The organism is Streptomyces sp. NPDC111520 (genome assembly GCF_055635295.1).
Genome location: NZ_JBVKBW010000003.1, coordinates 588,494 through 608,428, shown reverse-complemented (window position 1 = coordinate 608,428; position 19,935 = coordinate 588,494). Strand labels below are relative to the sequence as shown.

General features: G+C 74.7%; 16 protein-coding genes and 1 pseudogene. 11 read left to right on the top strand and 6 right to left on the bottom strand.

Going from position 1 to position 19,935, the window contains the following annotated elements:
* Positions 1-28 precede the first annotated feature (28 nt).
* Together ACZ7MY_RS10215 and ACZ7MY_RS10210 are read left to right on the top strand one after the other, a co-directional pair.
* Positions 29-709 carry a uracil-DNA glycosylase gene (locus ACZ7MY_RS10215; protein ID WP_499600864.1) on the top strand — a complete coding sequence of 227 codons (681 nt, stop codon included), beginning with the start codon at positions 29-31 and terminating at the stop codon, positions 707-709.
* A gap of 69 nt (positions 710-778) precedes the next feature.
* A complete protein-coding gene (locus ACZ7MY_RS10210; protein ID WP_499600863.1) occupies positions 779-1,234 on the top strand; it encodes a hypothetical protein in 456 nt (151 codons plus the stop codon).
* Between the two features lie 4 nt (positions 1,235-1,238).
* Here ACZ7MY_RS10210 and ACZ7MY_RS10205 read toward each other — a convergent pair whose 3' ends face one another.
* Positions 1,239-1,748: a DinB family protein gene (locus ACZ7MY_RS10205; protein ID WP_499600862.1), complete on the bottom strand. Its 510-nt coding sequence runs from the start codon at positions 1,746-1,748 to the stop codon at positions 1,239-1,241.
* 39 nt (positions 1,749-1,787) lie between these two features.
* Positions 1,788-2,384 (bottom strand): TetR/AcrR family transcriptional regulator, encoded by a 597-nt coding sequence (locus ACZ7MY_RS10200; RefSeq protein WP_499600861.1) that lies wholly within the window; start codon positions 2,382-2,384, stop codon positions 1,788-1,790.
* Positions 2,385-3,110: 726 nt separating this feature from the next.
* Here ACZ7MY_RS10200 and ACZ7MY_RS10195 point away from each other — a divergent pair.
* Both ACZ7MY_RS10195 and ACZ7MY_RS10190 read left to right on the top strand, forming a co-directional pair.
* Positions 3,111-4,322 carry an FAD-dependent monooxygenase gene (locus ACZ7MY_RS10195; protein WP_499600860.1) on the top strand — a complete coding sequence of 404 codons (1,212 nt, stop codon included), beginning with the start codon at positions 3,111-3,113 and terminating at the stop codon, positions 4,320-4,322.
* Between the two features lie 13 nt (positions 4,323-4,335).
* Positions 4,336-5,250, top strand: a complete 915-nt coding sequence (locus ACZ7MY_RS10190) for a Gfo/Idh/MocA family protein (RefSeq protein WP_499600859.1) — start codon at positions 4,336-4,338, stop codon at positions 5,248-5,250.
* On the opposite strand, the gene lnt is transcribed toward ACZ7MY_RS10190, so the two are convergent.
* Positions 5,222-6,748 (bottom strand): apolipoprotein N-acyltransferase, encoded by a 1,527-nt coding sequence (gene lnt, locus ACZ7MY_RS10185; protein ID WP_499600858.1) that lies wholly within the window; start codon positions 6,746-6,748, stop codon positions 5,222-5,224. The genes ACZ7MY_RS10190 and lnt overlap by 29 nt on opposite strands.
* Before the next feature lie 187 nt (positions 6,749-6,935).
* Between lnt and ACZ7MY_RS10180 the strand changes: the two genes are divergently transcribed.
* On the top strand, positions 6,936-9,359 hold the full coding sequence (locus ACZ7MY_RS10180) for a SpoIIE family protein phosphatase (RefSeq protein WP_499600857.1): 2,424 nt from the start codon (positions 6,936-6,938) through the stop codon (positions 9,357-9,359).
* 377 nt (positions 9,360-9,736) lie between these two features.
* Here the strand turns inward: ACZ7MY_RS10180 and ACZ7MY_RS10175 are convergent, their stop codons facing one another.
* Positions 9,737-10,429 carry a hypothetical protein gene (locus ACZ7MY_RS10175; RefSeq protein ID WP_499600856.1) on the bottom strand — a complete coding sequence of 231 codons (693 nt, stop codon included), beginning with the start codon at positions 10,427-10,429 and terminating at the stop codon, positions 9,737-9,739.
* Positions 10,430-10,576: 147 nt separating this feature from the next.
* Here ACZ7MY_RS10175 and ACZ7MY_RS10170 point away from each other — a divergent pair, with 147 nt between their 5' ends.
* From ACZ7MY_RS10170 to ACZ7MY_RS10155, 4 genes are all read left to right on the top strand, one after another.
* Positions 10,577-11,452 carry an Fpg/Nei family DNA glycosylase gene (locus ACZ7MY_RS10170; RefSeq protein WP_499600855.1) on the top strand — a complete coding sequence of 292 codons (876 nt, stop codon included), beginning with the start codon at positions 10,577-10,579 and terminating at the stop codon, positions 11,450-11,452.
* A gap of 63 nt (positions 11,453-11,515) precedes the next feature.
* Positions 11,516-12,127: an NAD(P)-dependent oxidoreductase gene (locus ACZ7MY_RS10165; RefSeq protein WP_499600854.1), complete on the top strand. Its 612-nt coding sequence runs from the start codon at positions 11,516-11,518 to the stop codon at positions 12,125-12,127.
* Between the two features lie 149 nt (positions 12,128-12,276).
* The gene (locus tag ACZ7MY_RS10160) at positions 12,277-12,813 is read left to right on the top strand and encodes a DoxX family protein (protein ID WP_499600853.1); all 537 of its coding nucleotides are present in this window, start codon (positions 12,277-12,279) and stop codon (positions 12,811-12,813) included.
* A gap of 68 nt (positions 12,814-12,881) precedes the next feature.
* Positions 12,882-14,045, top strand: a complete 1,164-nt coding sequence (locus ACZ7MY_RS10155) for a lactate 2-monooxygenase (RefSeq protein ID WP_499600852.1) — start codon at positions 12,882-12,884, stop codon at positions 14,043-14,045.
* A gap of 11 nt (positions 14,046-14,056) precedes the next feature.
* Here ACZ7MY_RS10155 and ACZ7MY_RS10150 read toward each other — a convergent pair whose 3' ends face one another.
* On the bottom strand, positions 14,057-14,788 hold the full coding sequence (locus ACZ7MY_RS10150; protein WP_499600851.1) for a class I SAM-dependent methyltransferase: 732 nt from the start codon (positions 14,786-14,788) through the stop codon (positions 14,057-14,059).
* Positions 14,789-14,923: 135 nt separating this feature from the next.
* Here ACZ7MY_RS10150 and ACZ7MY_RS10145 point away from each other — a divergent pair, with 135 nt between their 5' ends.
* A complete protein-coding gene (locus ACZ7MY_RS10145) occupies positions 14,924-15,346 on the top strand; it encodes a VOC family protein (RefSeq protein ID WP_499600850.1) in 423 nt (140 codons plus the stop codon).
* On the opposite strand, the gene ACZ7MY_RS10140 is transcribed toward ACZ7MY_RS10145, so the two are convergent.
* Positions 15,321-17,234 (bottom strand): PAS domain S-box protein, encoded by a 1,914-nt coding sequence (locus ACZ7MY_RS10140; RefSeq protein WP_499600849.1) that lies wholly within the window; start codon positions 17,232-17,234, stop codon positions 15,321-15,323. The two genes, ACZ7MY_RS10145 and ACZ7MY_RS10140, sit on opposite strands and share 26 nt — an antisense overlap.
* A gap of 288 nt (positions 17,235-17,522) precedes the next feature.
* Between ACZ7MY_RS10140 and ACZ7MY_RS10135 the strand changes: the two are divergent.
* A pseudogene (locus tag ACZ7MY_RS10135) lies at positions 17,523-19,916 on the top strand (phosphoketolase family protein); the annotation flags it as partial.
* Positions 19,917-19,935 lie beyond the last annotated feature (19 nt).

Genomic DNA, 19,935 nt, shown 5'->3' with positions numbered 1-19,935 from the left:
AACGGATCGCGTACCGGAGGTTCCCGTCGTGCCCATCACGCTGCCCGAGTCCTGGCAGGCCGTCCTCGGTGAGGAGCTGGAGAAGCCCTACTTCACCCAGCTCACCGGGTTCGTCGAGGAGGAGCGTGGGAAGCACAAGGTCTTCCCGCCGCGCGAGCAGGTCTTCGCGGCCCTGGAGGCCACTCCCTACGACAAGGTGAAGGTGCTGGTCCTCGGCCAGGACCCGTACCACGGCGAGGGCCAGGGGCACGGGCTGTGCTTCTCCGTGCAGCCGGGCGTCAGGACGCCGCCGTCGCTGCGGAACATCTTCAAGGAGATGAAGGAGGAGTACGGCTACCCGATCCCGGACAACGGCTACCTGATGCCGTGGGCCGAGCAGGGCGTGCTGCTGCTCAACGCGGTGCTGACGGTGCGCGAGGCCGAGGCCAACTCGCACAAGGGCAAGGGCTGGGAGAAGTTCACCGACGCGGTCATCAGGGCCGTCGCCGCCCGGCCCGAGCCGGCGGTCTTCGTCCTGTGGGGCAACTACGCCAAGAAGAAGCTGCCGCTGATCGACACCGAGCGGCACGCGGTCGTCCAGGGCGCCCACCCCTCGCCCCTGTCGGCCAAGCTCTTCCTCGGCAGCCGCCCCTTCACCCAGATCGACGAGGCGCTCAAGGCACAGGGCCACGACCCGGTGGACTGGCGCATCCCGAACCTGGGCGAGTGAGGACCCGCCCGGGCCGGACGGCGCACGGGGGTCGTCGCCCGGCCCGGGCCGAGGGGGGACGCGCATGGAGTGGACGGGACGGGATGGACGGGGCCGCGCACGAGCAGGGCGCGCCGCCGGGCCGAAGCCGCGGCGTGGACGGCCGGGCTGCTGCTCGCCCTGGCGGTCGACGTCCGGCTGATCCTGCGCTTCCTGGAGGCGGACGTGACACCGGCATCCGTCGCGTCGCCGAGCGCGGTGATCGGCACCTGGGCGACGGACGACGGGGAGGGCTCGATCCGGTTCGACCCCGACGGCCACTTCTCCGCCTCCCGGATGCCCGCCCAGGTCCTCACCCCGGGCCGGTGGACCGACGGGGCGAGGACCACGGACGGCACGTGGACGTTCCACCACGGCTTCGTGGAGCTCGACGGTTCCTCGCGGCTGGGCGTCGTCGAGGACTGGCGCGACGACGTCCGCCTGTGCGTGCACTCCGGCGACCCGGGCGTGCGTTGCGACGAGCTGCTGCACCGGGTGCCGGAGTGACGCGTCAGTCGCCCGTGACGCCGTCGATGCGCTCGCGGATCAGGTCGGCGTGGCCGTTGTGGCGGGCGTACTCCTCGATCATGTGGACGTAGATCCAGCGCAGTGAGACCTCGTGCCTGCCGGGCCGCAGCCCGGTCTCGTCGAGCGACCGGCCGCGGGCCGCATCGCGGGCGTGCACGATCTGGGCGCGCCAGGTGGCGAACGCCTCGGCGGTGTCGGCCTTGTCGAGGTCGTGGAACTCACCGTCGGGATCCGCGTCGCTGCGGTAGAACGGCGAGACGTCCTCGCCGGCGAGGACATTGCGGAACCAGCCGCGTTCGACGTTGGCCATGTGCCGGACCAGGCCCAGCAGCGTGAGGTCGGACGGGGGCGCGGCGGCCGTGCGAAGCTGCTCGTCGTCCAGGCCGGCGCACTTCATCGCGAGGGTGTCGCGGTGGAAGTCCAGCCAGCTCTCCAGCATGGTGCGCTCGTCGGCGGTGCAGGGCGGGTCGGTGCGCTCCGGTGACGTCGTCATGCCGCCATGATGGCGGGCCCCTCCGACAGCGTCGACGCGTCAGCCTCCGGCGCCGGCGCCGAGCATGCCCCGCAGCAGGTCGCCCGCGCCCGCCCGCAACTCGGCCTCGGACGGCGGTGACACGGACCCGGCGCCCGCGACGGAGTGGAAGAGGACGCCGTCGCACCAGGCGATGAGGGACCGCGCGTGCCGCTCCGGCTCGGCGGAGCCCACGGCGCGCAGCATCGCCTCCAGTTGCTCGCGGAAGGCACGGCCGGCGGTGTCGTAGACCGTGCGCAACTCGGGGCGCCGGGTGGCCTCCAGGGCGAGCTCCAGCCGGGCGCGGGTGAGGTCGCGGGACTCGGTGACCGAGCGGTGCAGGAAGTACGCGAGCAGCGCGGCCAGCCCCTCGGGCCCGGGGGCGGGCGCCCGGCTCGCGGAGGCGCCGGCGGCCTGCGACTCGCGGAGGGCCAGCCTGCGGACCGCCGCCTCCAGCAGGGCCGCCCGGGTCCTGGCGTGGTTGGACGTCGAGCCCTGCGGCAGACCGGCCGCCTCGTCGACCGCCCGGTGCGTCAGCCCCCGCATGCCGCGCTCCGCGAGCAGCGCGAGCGCGGTGTCGGCGATCAGCTCGGGCCGGGAGGTCTGCGCGGTGCTCATGACGGCAACCTACCGGTCCCCTTCCGCGCTCCCGCCCCGCCGTACCTTCCGCCCCCGGTGCCCGGGACGCCTGCGGCAGCCGGGCCGGGCGCGACCTCTCTGCGGTGGAGCGTGCTGTGGGTGTCCGGCCACGGCCCGTCGCCCTGGGGCAGGGCGGCCTCGGCGGAGGCCCCGGGAGGCGCTGTTGGCGGGCTCGGGGCCGCGGGGTGGTCCTGCGGCGGTCCGGGGCGGTCCTTGTCCTTCGTGCACCCCCGCCTGGCCGGCGGGCCGTGCGGAGGGTTTCCGGTAAGCCTCCGGCGACGCGGGTGGGGGGTGTAGCGGATCCGTCGCCGTGGGCGGTTCGGTGGAGCGTGCCGGGGGTGCCCGGCCGGGGCCCCTTCGCCCATGGGGCAGGGCGGCCCCGGCGGAGGCCCTGGAAGGGGCTGTCGGCCGGTTCGGGGTCACGGGGTGGTCTTGCGGCGGCCCGGGGCGGTCCTCGTCCTGCCTGCGCCCCCGGCGGTGGGGCGTGTAGGGGATCCGTCGCCCGTGGGGGTCTGGTCCCACGCCCGGTGCGGCCGCCTGCGCCCTTCGCGGCCCGTTGTCCGCCGGGGCGCTGGTGCCGGGAGACGGCTGTCGGCGGTCTCGTCCCGGGACGGAACCGCTTCCCGGAGTGCGTCTTCCTCGGGTCACTACAGGTGTAGTACGGTAGTGACTACACCTGTAGTAAGGGGAAGGGGAGCGGACGCCATGGGCCGTACACCGCCGCAGCCGCACGCCGTCGTCGTCGGGGCCGGGATCGGGGGACTGGCCGCCGCCGTGGCCCTGCGCAGGCGCGGCTGGCGGGTGACCGTCCTGGAGCGCGCGGCGGCGCTGGAACCGGTGGGTGCCGGGATCGGCATCGCGCCCAATGCCCTGCGGGCTCTGGACGTGCTCGGGGTCGGGGAGGCCGTGCGCGCCATGGCGGCGTTCCAGGGCGAGGGCGGGCTGCGCCGGCCCGACGGACGCTGGCTGTCGCGGACCAGCGGTGAAGCCGCGGCCGAACGTTTCGGGGGACCCGTGGTCATCGCCCACCGGGCGGAGCTGGTCGCCGTGCTCGCGGGCCTCCTGCCGGACGGCGCGCTGCGGACCGGGACCCGGGTGGTCTCCGCATCGCCCGAGGGGAAGGTCACCACCGAGGACGGGACGGTCGACGCCGATCTGGTGGTCGCCGCCGACGGGATCAACTCCGCCGTGCGCGCCGCGCTCTTCCCCGAGCATCCGGGACCCCGCTACAGCGGGTTCACCAGCTGGCGCACGGTCGTGCCGGCGCCCGCCGCGTACCTGCCGCACGAGACCTGGGGGCGCGGCCGGCTGTGGGGCACCGTGCCGCTCACCGGCGGCCGCGTCTACTGCTACGCCACTGCCGTGACCGCGCCCGGCGGCCGCGCCCCGGGCGGGGACGAACGCGCCGAGCTGCGGCGGCTGTTCGGCGACTGGCACCGGCCGATCCCCGAGCTGATCGACTCCGCCGCGCCCGGGACCGTGCTCCGCAACGACGTCCACCACCTCGCGCGCCCGCTGCCCGCCTTCCACCGGGGGCGCGTCGTCCTGCTCGGCGACGCCGCGCACGCCATGACGCCCAACCTCGGCCAGGGCGGCTGCCAGGCGCTGGAGGACGCCGTCGTCCTCGCCCACCTCGCGGCCCCCGACGCCGGGGAGGACGCCCTCGCGGGTGCCCTCGCCGCGTACACCGCGCAGCGGCTGCCCCGCACGACCGCGGTCGTGCGCCGCTCCTGGGGCGTCGGGCGGCTCACCACATGGTCGTCCCGGCCCGCCGTGGCGCTCCGCGACGCCCTGTTCGCCGGCGTCAACCGGGTCGGCCCGCGCCTGGCGCTGCGCAGCCTCGACGGGATCGCCGACTGGCGGCCGCCGACCGGCCCGTATGCTGCCGACGGCACAGGTCGGGCAGGGCAGGCGTAGGCGGGAGCGGCACATGGAACCCCTCAGGATCGGGGTCATCGGACTCGGCGACATCGCGCGCAAGGCGTACCTGCCGGTGCTCACGGCCCAGCCGGGGGTGGAACTCCACCTGCACACCCGCACCCGCGCGACCCTCGACACCGTCGGCGACACCCACCGCGTCCCGGCCCCGCACCGCCACGACACCCTCGACGCCCTGCTCGACCAGGGGCTCGACGGGGCGTTCGTGCACGCCCCCACCGAGACGCACGTCGAGATCACCGAACGCCTCATCGACGCGGGCGTCCCCGTCTACGTCGACAAACCGCTCGCCTACGACCTGGCCGGGGCCGAGCACCTGGTGCGCCGCGCCGAGGAGCGCGGCGTCGGGCTGGCGGTCGGCTTCAACCGCCGCCACGCACCCGGTTACGTCCAGTGCGCCGACCACCCGCGCGACCTGGTGCTGATGCAGAAGAACCGCATCGGCCACCCGGACACCGCGCGCACCGTCGTCTTCGACGACTTCATCCACGTCGTCGACACCCTGCGCTTCCTCCTCCCGGGCCCCGTCGAGCACACCGACGTCCGGGCCCGGGTCCGCGGCGGGCTGCTCCACCACGTCACGCTGCAGCTGTCCGGCGACGGCTTCACCGCGATCGGCGTGATGAACCGCATGAGCGGCTCCAACGAGGAGGTCCTGGAGGTCATGGGCCACGACAGCAAGCGCCAGGTGTTCAACCTGGCCGAGGTCGTCGACCACAAGGGCCAGCCCACCGTCCGCCGGCGCGGCGACTGGGTGCCCGTCGCCCGCCAGCGCGGCATAGAGGGGATCGCCCTCGCGTTCCTCGACGCCGTCCGGCACGGCAAGCCCCTCGACGCCCGCGACGCGCTGCTCACCCACGAGCTGTGCGAGCGCGTCGTCACGGCCGTGACCGAGCAGACCTCCTGAGCGCCGCCTCGTACGCCCCCGCCCCGGCGAGCAGCAGGACGGCCAGCCGGGGCACCCAGTCGCCGAGCCGGTCGTACGGGCTGCGCCCCGAGACCAGCGGCACGTCGTAGACCCGCGCCATGCTGCTCGACGTGCCCAGCGCCGGGCCGATCCGCTCGCCGCGGGCGTCGTTGACCACGCTGGTCCCGGTCAGCGTCGCGTGCACCATGGGCCGCCAGGACTCCGCCGAACGCAGCGCCGCCAGCGAGGCGTGCTGCGCGGGCGCCCAGCTCTCCTGGAACGAGGAGGTGGAGGACTGCGCCACCAGCAACTGCGCCCCGTCGTCGGCGAGGTGCCGGCTCATGTCGGGGAACGCCGACTCGAAGCACACCAGCGGCCCGAGCCGTACCGTGCCCGCGTCCATCACCACCTGGTGGTCGCCACGGATCCGGTCCTCGCCGGCCGCCCTGCCCACCGACGTGGCCCAGCCCAGCACGGTGCGGGCCGGTACGTACTCGCCGAAGGGCACCAGCCGCATCTTGTCGTAGCTCGGGCCCACCGGCCCGTCCGGGCCCATCAGCACCGAGGTCTTGGATATCCCGAGGCCGTCCGCCCGCCGCGCGTCCACGTTGACGAGGACGGCGGCGCCGATGTCACGGGACAGCGCGGCCAGCCGGTCCGCGAGGTCGGGGCGGGCCGAGAGGTCGAAGCCGACGCTGCTCTCCCCCCACACCACCAGGTCCACGCCCCGGCCCGCGAGCGTACGGGTCAGCTCCTCGCCCCGGTCGAAGCGCGGCTGCGGCCCGTCGACCACCCCCGGCTGCACCACCGCCAGCCGCACCGACTCCCCGCCGCGGGACGGGACCGGCGCCCAGGCCCACACCGCCGTCGTCCCCACCGCCGCGGCCGCCAGCACCGACCCTGCGGCCGCCCGGCCGGAGGGCACCGCGAGCAGCGCCGCCAGCGCCGTGTTGACGGCCACCACCAGGAAGCTGACCAGCCACACGCCCCCGATCGACGCCAGCCGCAGCGCCGGCGTCACCTGCCACTGGCTCGCGCCCAGCAGCCCCCACGGCCCGCCCAGGTACTCCCACGACCGCACCAGCTCGACCAGCAGCCAGGCGCACGGCACCAGCACCACCGCCGTCACCACCGAGCGGCCGTCCGGGGCGCCCCCGAGCAGCCGGCGCACCAGCCACCCCCACGGCGCCCACAGGGCCCCCAGCAGCAGGGCTATCAGCACGATGAAGACGTGCAGGCTCGGGATCAGCCAGTGGTGCACGGCCACCATGAAGCCGGCCCCGCCCAGCCATCCGTCCAGCGCGGCCCGCCGCCCGGTCGGCGCGGCACGCGCCAGCAGCATCCACGGCACCAGGGCGATGTACGCCAGCCACCACAGCGCGGGCGCGGGGAACGCCAGAGCGGGGAGCGCCCCCGCCGCCACGGCCGCCGTGCCGCGTGTCCAGGGCGAGGCGCGCCGGGGGGAGGCCGTCAGCGGCCCGTCGACCTTCACCGTCACCTGCGCCACTCCTCACGCTCGCCTGGCCTCAGTCTCGTTCGTCCGGACGGCCTTGCCCAGAGGGCGACAGCGCGTGAGCCGGCGGCCCCGTGCCGTGCGCGCCGCACCGCCGCCGCGCACGCCGGTTGAGAGCGCACCGGCGGAGGACCATGCTGAGGGGGACGGCCATGAGGGCGAGGACGTACCCATGGGAAGGCGCACCGGCCACGGCGAGCACGGGGGAGGGGACGAGCGCCACGGGCCGACGCCGCCCGCGGCCGCGGCCGTCGCTGCCGGGGACACCGGAGTGCTCACCGCCTGGGGCGAGGACGCCCGCCGCCTGCTCGGCTGGTCCTCCGCCGAGGTGCTCGGCCGGCCCGCCGTCGGCCTCCTCGCCGACCCGCTGCCATTCTCCGCACTCCGCCGGATCGCCGCCGGGCGGTCCTGGACGGGCCCCGTCGCCCTACGCCACCGGGACGGCCGCAGACTGCCGGTCCGGCTCGGCCTGCGCCTCCTCTGTGACGCCGCGGGCATCGCGCACTGGACCGTCACCGCGACCGTGACCGCCCCCGAGCGGCCGGAACTGGACGCCAGGGTCCTCGACCAGCTCCCGGTCGCCGTGGCCGTCTACGACCGCGAGGTACGCCTCAGCACCGCCAACGCCGCGATGGAGCGGCTGGTCGGCAAGAGGGTGGCGGAGGTACGCGGACTGCGGCTGCGCGAGTTCATGCCGGGAGCGGCCTTCGAGGAGTTCGACCGCGTCCAGGAAGCGGTCATGAGGAACGGCGAGACCGCGCGCCTGGAGAGCCTGGGCCGTCCGCCCGGCGACGACCGCGACCACGCCTACGCGATGCTCGTCTTCCCGCTGCGGGACGGATCGGGGCAGGTCACCGGGGTGTCCGCCGCGGTGTACGAGACGACCGAGCAGTTCCACGCCCGGCGCCGGCTGGACATCGTCAACGAGGCGAGCACCTGCATCGGCACCACCCTGGACATCACCCGCACCGCGCAGGAACTCGCCGACGTCTCCGTACGCCGCTTCGCCGACATGGTCAGCGTCGACCTGCTGGACTCCGTCGTCCGCGGCGAGGAGCCCGGCCCCCTGCCCGCCACCGGCGACCTCGCCTTCCGCCGCGTCGCCCACCAGTCCGTACTGCCCGGCTGTCCCGAGGCCGCCGCGCAGATCGGCGAGCTGGACACGGTGCCCGACTACACACCGGCCGCCCGCGCCCTCGTCACCGGGCGGGGCTCACTGCACCGCACCCACGAGCCGGAGATCCGGCGCTGGACGGAGTACGACCGCGCCCGCGGCAAGAGCGTCGTCGACTACGGCGTGCACTCACTGATGGTCGTCCCGTTGTGCGCCCGCGGCACCACCCTGGGCCTGGCGATCTTCATCCGGCACCGCACCCCCGACGCCTTCCACGCCGACGACCTGATGCTCGCCGAGGAGATCGCCGCCCGGGCCGCCGTCTGCGTGGACAACGCCCGCCGCTACTCCAGGGAACGCTCGACCGCCCTCACCCTGCAGCGCAGCATGCTCCCGCGGCGCTCCCCGCGGCAGGCCGCCGTCGAGGTCGCCTCCCGCTACCTGCCGGCCGGCTCCCGGGCGGGCGTGGGCGGCGACTGGTTCGACGTGATCCCGCTCAGCGGCGCCCGGGTGGCGCTCGTCGTGGGCGACGTCGTCGGCCACGGAGTGCACGCCTCGGCGACGATGGGACGGCTGCGCACGGCCGTGCGGACCCTCGCCGACGTCGACCTGGCGCCCGACGAACTGCTCACCCAGCTCGACGACCTGGTGGTGCGCCTCGACATGGAGGAGGGGCAGGGCGTCGCGGGCGTCTCCGAGCAGTTCTCCGGGGAGGTCGGCGCCACCTGCCTGTACGCGGTGTACGACCCCGTCTCCCGGCGCTGCACCATGGCCCGTGCCGGCCACCCGCCGCCCGCCGTGGTGCTGCCCGGCGGCCGGGCCGAGTTCCCCGAACTGCCCGCCGGCCCACCGCTGGGACTGGGCGGGCTGCCCTTCGAGTCGGCGGAGCTGGAACTGCCCGAGGGCAGCCTGCTGGCCCTCTACACCGACGGCCTCATCGAATCCGCCGGGCACGACGTCGACGCGGGACTCGCGCTGCTCGCCCGGACGCTCATCCGGCCCGCCGGGAGCCTGGAGGAGCTCTGCGACAACGTGCTGTACGGGCTGCTGCCGGACCGGCCCGGCGACGACATCGCCCTGCTCGTCGCCCGCACCCGGGCGCTCGACGCCCGCCAGGTCGCCACCTGGGAGGTGCCCGACGACCCGGCCGTCGTCGCCGACGCCCGCAGGAGGGCCGCGGAGCAACTCCGGGAGTGGGGGCTCGGGGACGTCGTGTTCCTCACCGAACTCGTCGTCAGCGAACTGGTCACCAACGCCATCCGCTACGCCGGCGGCGGCCCCATACAGCTCCGGCTGATCCGCGACGCCACCCTGATCTGCGAGGTCTCCGACACCAGCGGCACCGCCCCGCACCTGCGCCGCGCCCGCATCCTCGACGAGGGCGGCCGCGGCCTGCTGCTCGTCGCCCAGCTCACCCAGCGGTGGGGCTCCCGCCAGACCCCCACGGGCAAGACGATCTGGGCCGAGCAGGAACTCCCCTGACCCCGGCGTCGATGCGGTGCCCGGCCCGGGCCTGGGTGTGGCGTCGTGCGCGGGGTGGTGCGGGCTGGTCGGCGGCCGGTCTCAATGCGTGCGGGCTCGGAGCGGTGTGCGGCGCGTGGGGTGGCCTCTTTGGCACCCGAGCCGGCTTCTGCCGGCCTGGCGTTGCCACGGTTCCGGCTGGGGTCTGCGCCCGGCGTCGGTGCCTGACGCCGGGCGAGCGGCGGCCGGGTCGTACGGGAGCCGTCCCCCGATTCGACGACGCTCAAGAAGCGCCGTGCAGTTCATCCGATCGTGTCATCGGAGACCCTCGGCGGCCCGCCGGACGTGACTTGGCCCCGCGCGTCGCGCGGGGCCGCGTTCGGGGGTGGGGAGGGGCGTCAGCCGCGTGGCCAGCCGCCGTGGCGGGTGCCGCCCCATTGGGTGCCGGTCCAGCCGGAGTCGTTGCCGGCGCGGTGGCGGCCGCTGTGGTGTCCCTGCTCGCCCGAGCGGTGGGCGGCGATGGCGCGGGACACGGCCTCCTGCCACTCGTCGCTGTCCCAGCTGCCGCTGACGCGGGCGTGGCGGCCCGGGGTGGGGGTGTCGTCCGGGGCGTCGGTCCGGGCGGCGTCGCGCGTGCCGGATCCCGTGCCCTGAGTCGTGGCGGTGCCCGTACCCGTGCCCGTCGACGCGGCCTTCGTGACCACCTCGGTGCCGGCCTGTGGGGACTCCGCGGCGACGGCGGCGCCCGCGGCGGTCGGCACGATGACGTCCTCGACGACCCCGTCCGGCACGGTGCTGGCCGGTTCCTGGGCGGCCTCCGCGACGCCCCCCGCGCCGCCGTGCGGCATGAGCATGGACAGCCCCGCGACCGCGCCGGTCGCGGTCAGCACGGCCGTGCCGAGGGAGCCGCGGCCGGGCCCCCGGCGCTGCCCGCGGTGACGGCCGCCGACGACCTCCCCGCTGATGACCCTGACCTCCGCGGCCTCACCGGCCTCCACCGGCTGCGGCCGGGGTATCACCTCGGTGGGGTCCAGCGCACCGGGGTCCAGGTGGTTCGGTGCCTCGGCGGGCAGGGGGAGAGAATCGGCCATGGCTGCGATCATTCACATCCGGCGGCCCGATGTCCAGTTCTCCCGAAGATCCAACTGTCTGTTCATGGTGCGGTATTGACGGAGAAACCGGGTGGAACCGTCCCGTCGGCGTTCGCACCCCGGCGCCCCGGGGCGCACACTGGTCGCATGCCGGAGCTGCCCGAAGTCGAGGCCCTGGCCGGGTTCCTCTCCGGCCGGATGGCCGGGCACGCCGTCGGCAGGGTCCTGCCGGTGGCGGTGAGCGTCCTGAAGACCTACGACCCGCCGCTGGACGCGCTGCACGGGCGCACCGTGACCTCCGTCGGCCGGCGCGGCAAGTTCCTGGTGTTCACCACCGACGGCGGCGAGGGCCCGTACCTCGCCGTCCACCTGGCCAGGGGCGGCTGGCTGCGCTGGAAGGACGACCTGCCCACGGCGCCGCCCCGCCCGGGCAAGGGCCCGCTCGCGCTGCGGCTGCTGATGGCCGAACCGGAGGGCGCCGGCTTCGACCTGACGGAGGCGGGGACGCAGAAGCGGCTGGCCGTGTACTGCGTCCGGGACCTCCAGGACGTCGCGGGCATCGCCCGCCTCGGCCCCGAACCGCTCGACCCCGCCTTCACCCGCGAGGTCTTCGCCGGCCTCCTCTCCGGCGAACGCCGCCGCATCAAGGGCGTCCTGCGCGACCAGGGCGTCATCGCCGGTGTCGGCAACGCCTATTCGGACGAGGTGCTGCACGCGGCGAAGATGTCGCCGTACGCGCTCGCCGCGAACCTCTCCGAGGAGGAGGTCAGCCGGTTGTACGAAGCGCTGCGCACCACCCTCCAGGACGCCGTCGAGCGCTCCCGCGGCCTCGCCGCGGGCGATCTGAAGGGCGAGAAGAAGACCGGGCTGAGGGTGCACGGGCGGACCGGCGAACCGTGCCCCGTCTGCGGGGACACCATCCGCGAGGTCTCCTTCAGCGACTCCTCCCTGCAGTACTGCCCGACCTGCCAGACGGGCGGGAAGCCGCTCGCCGACCGCAGGATGTCGCGGCTGCTGAAGTAGCCGCCCGGCGGGCGGTGGCCCAGGATGGCTGGTGACCCTTCCCCGACCCGGAGCCACGCCGACATGCGTATCGCGATCTTCGGAGCCACCGGTCATGTGGGACGCGAACTCGTCACGCAGGCGCTCGACGCGGGCCACGAGGTCACCGCCCTGGCCCGCGACCCCGCCGCCCTCACCCCGCACGAACGGCTGACGGTGGTGCCCGGCGACGTCCGGGACGCCGAGGCCGTCGGGCGGGTCGTCGCGGGCGCCGACGGGGTGCTCAGCGCCCTGGGCACCCGTCCCCCGCGCGGCGGGACCGTCTGCGCCGACGGGATGCGGCGGATCCTCCCCGCCATGCGGGCGCTCGGCGTACGCCGGCTGGTGGCCGTCGGCGCGTACGGGTGCGGGCCCGGCAGGCGCGGCGCGTACCGGGTCGTGACCTCGCTGGTGATCCCGGCCCTCATGCGGGACAAGGACCGGCAGGAGGAGGTCATCCGCGCCGAGGGCGACCTGTGGACGATCGTGCGGCCCGCGGTGATCACCGGCGGCCGTTACTCCGGTGTCTACCGCACCGGCCCCGACCTGCGGCTGGGCCTCGGGTCCCGGGTGAGCCGGGCCGACCTCGCCGACTTCATGCTCCGCGCGCTCGGCTCCGAGGACTGCGTGCGGCAGGCCGTGGCCATCGCCTCCTGACCCGCGTTCCGCCCCGCTACCCGCCCCGCCACCCGGCCCGCCTCCCGACCGCCCGTACGGCCCACCGCGGGCGGCGCGGCCCGCGGCGGGCGCCGAAACTGGCCGTACGCGCCCCCACCGCCCCGCACCACGCCCGGAAGGACCCCGCCATGCCCAACAGCCGCCGCAAGGACCTCGGACTGCTCGCGCTGCGCCTCGGGGCCGGCGCGGTGCTCGTCGCGCACGGCTCCCAGAAGCTCTTCGGGTGGTTCGGCGGCCACGGCCTGGAGGGCACGGGCGAGGCGATGGAGTCCATGGGCTTCCGGCCCGGCCGGCGCAGCGCGCTCGCCTCGGGCCTCGCCGAGGCGGGCGGCGGCACCCTGCTGGCGCTCGGCCTGGCCACCCCGGCCGCGGGCGCGGCCGCCGCCGGCGGGATGGCCGGCGCCGTCTCCGTGCACCTGCCGGCCGGTTTCTTCTCCGCCTCGGGCGGCTTCGAGTTCCCGGCGTTCCTGGGCTTCACGGCGGCCGCGATCGGTGTCGCCGGACCCGGCCGCTACTCCCTGGACCACGTGACCGGAGACGTACTGGACTGCCCCTGGACGGTCGCGGCCTGTTTCGCGGCCGGCGCCGTCGCCGCCGCGGTGGTCATCTCCCGCCGCAACGCGGCCGTACGCGCCGACATGGCGGCCGAGTTGCCGGGGGCCTGACCGGACGGTGGACGCGGCGTCGCGGTGCTGACACAGTCCTCCTCTCGGCACCGAGAGACGGGACAGGGATGGGCGACCGGGCGGACCACCAGTACGAGATCTACCTCAACGGGCTCGCGGGCGTGCTGCCCGCGCTCCCCACCGACCTGACACGGCTGGAGGCGCTGGCCGCCGAGCGCCTGGACCCCGGTCCCTTCGGCTACGTCGCCGGCAGCGCGGGCAGCGGCCGCACGGAACGCGCCAACCGGGAGGCCCTGGACCGGCTGCGGATCGTGCCGCGCATGCTGCGCGACGTGTCCGCGCGCGACCTGTCCGTCGAGGTCCTCGGCCGTACGCTGGCCGCCCCGCTCGCGCTGGGCCCGGTCGGGGTGCTGTCCATCGTGCACCCCGACGCCGAGCGCGCGGCCGCCCGTGCCGCCGCGGCGCAGGGCGTGCCGTTCGTGCTCTCCTCGGCGTCCAGCACGCCCATGGAGGAGGTCGCCGAGGCCATGGGCGACGCGGAACGCTGGTTCCAGCTGTACTGGGCCAAGGACCGCGAGGTGACGCGCAGTTTCCTGGGCCGCGCCAAGGCCGCCGGCTACACCGCGCTGTTCGTCACCCTCGACACCCCGCTGCTCGCCTGGCGGCCGCGCGACCTGGACCAGGCGTACCTGCCCTTCCTGAAGGGCATCGGCACCGCCAACTACTTCACCGACCCCGCGTTCCTCGCGGGCCTGGCCAAGCCCGTCGAACAGGACCTGAACGCCGCCGTCCTGCACTTCGTCGGCATGTTCTCGGACCCCGGCAAGACCTGGCCCGACCTGGCCTTCCTGCGCGAGAACTGGGACGGCCCGATCGTCCTCAAGGGCGTGCAGCACCCCGACGACGCCCGGCTGGCCGCCGACGCCGGCATGGACGGCGTCGTCGTCTCCAACCACGGCGGCCGCCAGGTCAACGGCGCCATCGGCGCCGCCGACGCCCTCCCCGCGGTGGCCCGTGCCGTCGGCGACCGCGTCGCCGTCCTCTTCGACAGCGGTGTCCGCACCGGTGACGACGTCCTCAAGGCCCTCGCCCTCGGCGCCTCCGCCGTCCTCCTCGGCCGCCCCTACGCCTACGGCCTCGGCCTCGACGGTCAGGCGGGCGTCGAGCACGTCATCCGCTGCCTGCTGGCCGAGTTCGACCTCACCCTCGCCCTGTCGGGCCACTCCCGGCCGGGGGATCTGGGTCCGCAGTCGTTGCAGCAGGTGCCGTAGGTGGCGGAACGTCAGGCAGGCGCCGTCGCGCCGGCGTCCGCCGGCTTGCGGACGCGGAACGCGAACTGCCCGCAGTACGTGAGCTTGCGGAGGTTCGCGAGGGCGGCGCCGCGCTTCGTGCGCCGCGCCCAGGTGTCGATCTCGGCGTTCAGGGGTGACGTCTCGTCCCAGTAGCGGCCGTACTCGGACGGGCGGCCGTGGTACGAGCGCATGATGAGGGTCACCCCGTCCAGCGAGGGCCGGATCTCCTCCAGGGCCAGCCCGGCCTCCTCGACCAGCACCCGGAAACCGTACGGCGTGTAGTTCCAGAGGCTGAAGGAGTGGTACGGCTCGAACTGCGAGGTGCTGCCGATGAAGACGGCGCCCGGCCGGAGCACCCGGCCGATCTCGGCCAGCAGCTCCCGGGGGCGGGAGACGTGCTCGAACACCTGGTGCGAGTAGATCAGCGGGACCGCGCCGGTGCGGAAGGGCAGCCGGACGCCGTCGTAGTGGAGGACCGGGTCGCCGCCGGCGGTGCGCTGCCGCGCCTCGGGGGAGTCGCTGATGTCGACGCCCACCCAGCGCACCTGCGGGTCGTGCCGGCGGAAGAGCGCGGCCGAGGTGCCCCGGCCGCACCCGAGGTCCACCACCCGGTCCGGTGCCTGGGCGGAGGCCATGACCTCGTCGAGGTAGAAGCGCGACGTGACCTGGCGGGCGTGGTCGTCGGGGATGCAGTCGCGCATGAGCTCCCACAGGGTTGCCATGGAACCGATGCTACGGACGGGCCCCGGACCGGGACGGGCGGCGCGCGGCCCTGGTGACGTCCGCACCGCCGTCCGGGCGCCGGGACTCGCGCGATGCGGACCGGAACCGACCGCAAGGCGCGCGAGCATGACGGTATGACGACGACATTCCGCGGTCTGGCCACCATCCGCTACCACGCGGAGGACCTCGCGGCCGCGAAGGCCTGGTACACCGAACTGCTCGGCGTCGGGCCCTACTTCGACACACCGGACTACATCGAGTTCCGGCTCGGTGACCACAGCCAGGAGCTGGGCGTCTCCCGTACGCCCTCCGCGCCCGCCGGCGTGGTCGCCTACTGGCACGTCGACGACGTCGAGGCGGTCTGGGGGCGCCTGCTCTCCCTGGGGGCCCGCCCGCACGAGGCTCCGCGCGACCACGGCCACGGCTTCGTGGCGGGCGCGGCGGTCGACCCCTTCGGGAACCTGCTCGGCGTGATGTACAACCCGCACTTCGTCGAGATGACCGAAGCGCCCGGCGCCGCCGTCCCCGGCGTCACCCATGCGCCAGCCGGAGGGTGAACCACACGGTCTTGCCGTCGCTGGAAGGCCGGGTGCCCCAGCCCGCGGCCAGCGCCTCCACCAGCAGCAGGCCGCGCCCCGACTCGTCGCCCAGCTCGGCCGGACGGCGCTGCGGGATGTGCGTGCTGTGGTCGGTCACCTCGACGGTGATCTCCCGCTCGGTACGGTGCAGCCGCAACCGCAGCGGCCCCTGGGCGTGCCGCACGGCGTTGGTGAGGACCTCCGAGGCCAGCAGGCAGGCGGCGTCCGAGACCCCCGCGCAGCCCCACTGCGCCAGGGTCTCGCGGACGAAGCCGCGCCCTTCGGCGACCGCCGAGGGGACGGCCGTCACCTCCATGGCCGTCGCGGCGAGCGGCGCCTCGGGGAGCCGGGCCAGCAGCAGTGTGACGTCGTCGGCGTGGCCGTCGGCGTCGGGGCGGAGCGAGGCCAGCACCATGTCCGCGGCCTCCTCCAGCCCGGGGGAGCGGGCGAAGGAGGTGCGCAGCTCCGCGCCGAGCCGGCGCAGTTGCTCGTCGATGTCGGAGCGCGGCGTCTCGACCAGCCCGTCGGTGTACAGCACGAGCGTCGACCCGGCCGGAACCGGCAGGCACACCTGCTGGTGCGGCACCTCGCCGACGCCGAGCGGCACGCTGATCGGCGCGGGCAGTTCGCGGACGGCCGCGCCCGGGCCCGGGTCCACCAGCAGGACCGGCAGGTGTCCCGCCGAGCAGACCGTCACCTCGCCCGCGTCGGGGTCCACCACCAGGTAGCAGCAGGTGACGAGCTGGTCGGGCAGGTCGGTGACGAAGGCGTCGAGCGCCTGCATCAACTGCCGCGGGGGTATTCCGGTCTTGGCCAGGGCGCGGGCCGCCGACCGCAGCTGCCCCATCACCGCGGCGGCCTCCAGGCCGCGTCCCATCACGTCGCCGATGAGCACGCCCACCTGACCGCCGCCCAGCGGGATGAGGTCGAACCAGTCGCCGCCGACCCCGGCGCCCTGCGTGGCGGGGAAGTAGCGGCTGGCGGTGCGCATGCCGGGCGGTTCGGCGGGCGACCCCATGAGGCTGCGCTGCAGGGTCAGCGCGATGTGCCGCTGCTGCCGGTACAGCTCCGTCAGCTCCTCCTCGGCGCGCCGGAGGTCGGCGATGTCGCGCACGATGGAGCAGGCGCCCACGATGGCCCCGTCGCGGCCGCGGATCGGCCAGAGGGTCACGTCGACGTCCAGCAGGCGGCCGGTGCTCGTCACCCGCAGCGTCTCGAAGTGCTCCACCCGCTCCCCGCGGGCGAGGCGTTCCAGCAGGGCCGCGATCTCCTCCTTCAGGTGCGCGGGGGCCAGCATGGACACGTGCCGGCCGATGGCCTCCTCCGCCGAGTAGCCGTACAGCCGCTGCGCGGCGGCGTTCCAGTAGGTGATCCGGCCGTCGAGGGTCTTGGCGAGGATCGCGTCCTGGGACGACTCGACGAGCACCGCCAGCTCGTTGATGCGCTCCTCCGCCGCCTTGCGCTCGCTGACGTCGCGGACCGCCGCGGAGATCAGCAGGCCGTCGGCGGTCTGCAGCGGGCTGAGGCTGATCTCGACCGGGAACTCCCGGCCGTCCTTGCGCAGCCCGTACAGCTCCAAGCCGGCGCCCATCGGCCGCACCTGCTGGTTGTCCGCGTAGCCGTGCCGGTAGGCGGGGTGGTGGCCACGGAAGCGGTCGGGGACCAGTACCTCGACGGGGCGGCCCAGCAGCTCCTGCCGGGTGTGGCCGAACAGGGACTCCGTCTGGGCGTTGACCAGTCTGATGACGCCGGTGCCGTCCACGATGACCATGGCGTCCGGGGCCGCCTCGAGCAGCGCGCGGAACATCTCCCCGGCGGCCGGGTCACCGACCGCCGGGGCCGCCGTGTCGGTGCGGGTCTCGTGCATCGTCGTCCCCCTGTCCTTCGCGGCGTCCTCACGGGGCCGGTTCCGGGAACGTAGGGCCTGGCGGCCCGCCGTGCCGGGGATGCGCCGAAAGCGGTCCGGTTCGCCCGGATCCGCTCAATCCGCGATCTTCCCTGCCTCCTCCTCCGGCACGCGCACTCCACATCAGGGCCCGGGTCGGACATCGCGCCGGCGTCCGGACGGCCCGGAAGAGACCCCGTCCGGCCCTAGCGGACCGTCACCGGGAATGCCGAGTCTGGGAAGGAGAGGTCTCCCGTACCCGATGTCCCGGAGGAAGCCGTGCACGACGAGGAGCTCCGCGCCCTCGACGCCCATTGGCGCGCCGCGAACTACCTGGCCGTCGGCCAGATCTACCTGATGGCCAATCCGCTCCTGACCGAACCGCTCCGCCCCGAACACATCAAGCCACGGCTGCTCGGCCACTGGGGCACCTCGCCCGGCCTGAACCTCGTCCACACCCACCTCAACCGGGTGATCAAGGCCCGCGGGCAGCGGGCACTCGCCGTCTGGGGACCGGGGCACGGCGGCCCGGCCGTCCTCGCGAACTCGTGGCTGGAGGGCACGTACTCGCGGACCTACCCCGACGTCCCGCGCGACGCGGAGGGCATGCGCCGGCTGTTCCGGCAGTTCTCCTTCCCCGGGGGCGTGCCGAGCCACGTCGCACCGGAGACCCCCGGCTCGATCCACGAGGGCGGTGAGCTGGGCTACTCGCTCTCGCACGCCTACGGCGCCGCCTTCGACCACCCCGGGCTCGTCGTCACCTGCGTGATCGGTGACGGCGAGGCCGAGACCGGCCCGCTCGCCGCGTCCTGGCACTCCAACAAGTTCCTCGACCCCGTCCACGACGGGGCCGTCCTGCCCGTCCTGCACCTGAACGGCTACAAGATCGCCAACCCGGCCGTGCTCGCCCGGATCCCGGAGAGCGAGCTCGACGAACTGCTGCGCGGCTACGGCCACGAGCCGCTGCACGTCACCGGGGACGAACCACTGGCCGTGCACGCGGCGATGGCCGAGGCGATGGACACCGCCCTGGACCGCATCGCGGAGATCCAGGGCGCCGCCCGCGAGGGCGGCGGGCGCGAGGGCGGGGGTCGCGACGGCGGGGGGCGCGGGCGTCCGCGCTGGCCCGTGATCGTGCTGCGCACCCCCAAGGGGTGGACCGGGCCGGCCGAGGTCGACGGCCTGCCCGTGGAGGGCACCTGGCGCGCCCACCAGGTGCCGTTGGCCGCGGTCCGCGACAACCCGCAGCACCTGCGGCAGCTCGAGGAGTGGATGCGCTCCTACCGGCCGCAGGAACTGTTCGACGAGCACGGCGCGCCCACCGCACAGGTGCTGGCCTGCGTCCCCGAGGGCGACCTGCGGCTCGGCGCCACCCCGTACGCCAACGGCGGGCTGCTGCTGCACGACCTGCCCGTGCCGCCGCTGGAGCGGTTCGCCGTCGAGGTCGACAAGCCCGGCGTCACCCTGCACGAGCCCACCCGGGTCCTCGGCGGCCTGCTGGAACGCGTCATGGCCGACACCGCCGAACGCCGCGACTTCCGGCTCGTCGGCCCCGACGAGACCGCCTCCAACCGGCTCCAGGCCGTCTACGAGGCCAGCGGCAAGGCCTGGCAGGCCGAGGTCCTTCCCGTCGACGAACACCTCGACCGGCACGGCCGCGTCATGGAGATCCTCTCCGAGCACACCTGCCAGGGCTGGCTGGAGGGCTACCTCCTCACCGGCAGGCACGGGCTGTTCTCCTGCTACGAGGCCTTCGTCCACATCGTCGACTCGATGGTCAACCAGCACGTCAAGTGGCTGCGCACCACCCGGAAACTGGCCTGGCGCAGGCCCATCGCCTCGCTGAACTACCTGCTGACCTCGCACGTGTGGCGGCAGGACCACAACGGCTTCTCCCACCAGGACCCCGGCTTCATCGACCACATCCTCAACAAGGCGCCCGAGGTCGTACGCGTCTACCTGCCACCGGACACCAACACCCTGCTGTCGACCGCCGAGCACGTGCTGCACAGCCGCGACTACGTCAACGTCGTCGTCGCCGGCAAGCAGCCCTGCTTCGACTGGCTCGACCTCGACACCGCCCGCGCCCACTGCGCCCGCGGCGCCGGCGTGTGGCAGTGGGCGGGGACGGAGGACGGCACCCGCGAGCCGGACGTCGTCCTCGCCTGCGCGGGGGACGTACCCACCCAGGAGGTGCTGGCCGCCGCCTCGCTGATCCGCCGTCACCTGCCGGAGCTGGCGCTGCGGGTGGTCAACGTGGTCGACCTGGCCCGGCTGCTGCCCAAGGACGAGCACCCGCACGGCATGGCCGACCCGGAGTACGACGCGCTCTTCACCCGCGACAAGCCGGTGATCTTCGCGTACCACGGCTACCCGTGGCTCATCCACCGCCTCGCCTACCGCCGTGCCGGCCACCCCCACCTGCACGTGCGCGGCTACAAGGAGATCGGGACCACGACCACGCCCTTCGACATGGTCGTCCGCAACGACCTCGACCGCTTCCGGCTGGTCATGGACGTCATCGACCGGGTGCCGGGACTCGCGGTACGGGCCGCGCCCGTGCGCCAGCTGATGGAGGACGCCCGGCTGCGGCACCACGCGTGGATCCGCGAGCACGGCACGGACCTGCCGGAGGTCGCCGACTGGACGTGGCCCGGGCGCTGACCGGCCGGCCGACGGCCGG

Excerpts from the sequence above, each read along its gene's own strand:
- ACZ7MY_RS10175 (WP_499600856.1), bottom strand. The coding sequence starts at position 10,429 with ATGGCCGATTCTCTCCCCCTGCCCGCCGAGGCACCGAACCACCTGGAC.
- ACZ7MY_RS10180 (WP_499600857.1), top strand. The coding sequence starts at position 6,936 with ATGGGAAGGCGCACCGGCCACGGCGAGCACGGGGGAGGGGACGAGCGC.
- ACZ7MY_RS10145 (WP_499600850.1), top strand. The coding sequence starts at position 14,924 with ATGACGACGACATTCCGCGGTCTGGCCACCATCCGCTACCACGCGGAG.
- ACZ7MY_RS10205 (WP_499600862.1), bottom strand. The coding sequence starts at position 1,748 with ATGACGACGTCACCGGAGCGCACCGACCCGCCCTGCACCGCCGACGAG.
- ACZ7MY_RS10140 (WP_499600849.1), bottom strand. The coding sequence starts at position 17,234 with ATGCACGAGACCCGCACCGACACGGCGGCCCCGGCGGTCGGTGACCCG.
- ACZ7MY_RS10200 (WP_499600861.1), bottom strand. The coding sequence starts at position 2,384 with ATGAGCACCGCGCAGACCTCCCGGCCCGAGCTGATCGCCGACACCGCG.
- ACZ7MY_RS10165 (WP_499600854.1), top strand. The coding sequence starts at position 11,516 with ATGCGTATCGCGATCTTCGGAGCCACCGGTCATGTGGGACGCGAACTC.
- ACZ7MY_RS10195 (WP_499600860.1), top strand. The coding sequence starts at position 3,111 with ATGGGCCGTACACCGCCGCAGCCGCACGCCGTCGTCGTCGGGGCCGGG.
- ACZ7MY_RS10160 (WP_499600853.1), top strand. The coding sequence starts at position 12,277 with ATGCCCAACAGCCGCCGCAAGGACCTCGGACTGCTCGCGCTGCGCCTC.
- ACZ7MY_RS10170 (WP_499600855.1), top strand. The coding sequence starts at position 10,577 with ATGCCGGAGCTGCCCGAAGTCGAGGCCCTGGCCGGGTTCCTCTCCGGC.
- ACZ7MY_RS10190 (WP_499600859.1), top strand. The coding sequence starts at position 4,336 with ATGGAACCCCTCAGGATCGGGGTCATCGGACTCGGCGACATCGCGCGC.
- ACZ7MY_RS10150 (WP_499600851.1), bottom strand. The coding sequence starts at position 14,788 with ATGGCAACCCTGTGGGAGCTCATGCGCGACTGCATCCCCGACGACCAC.
- ACZ7MY_RS10155 (WP_499600852.1), top strand. The coding sequence starts at position 12,882 with ATGGGCGACCGGGCGGACCACCAGTACGAGATCTACCTCAACGGGCTC.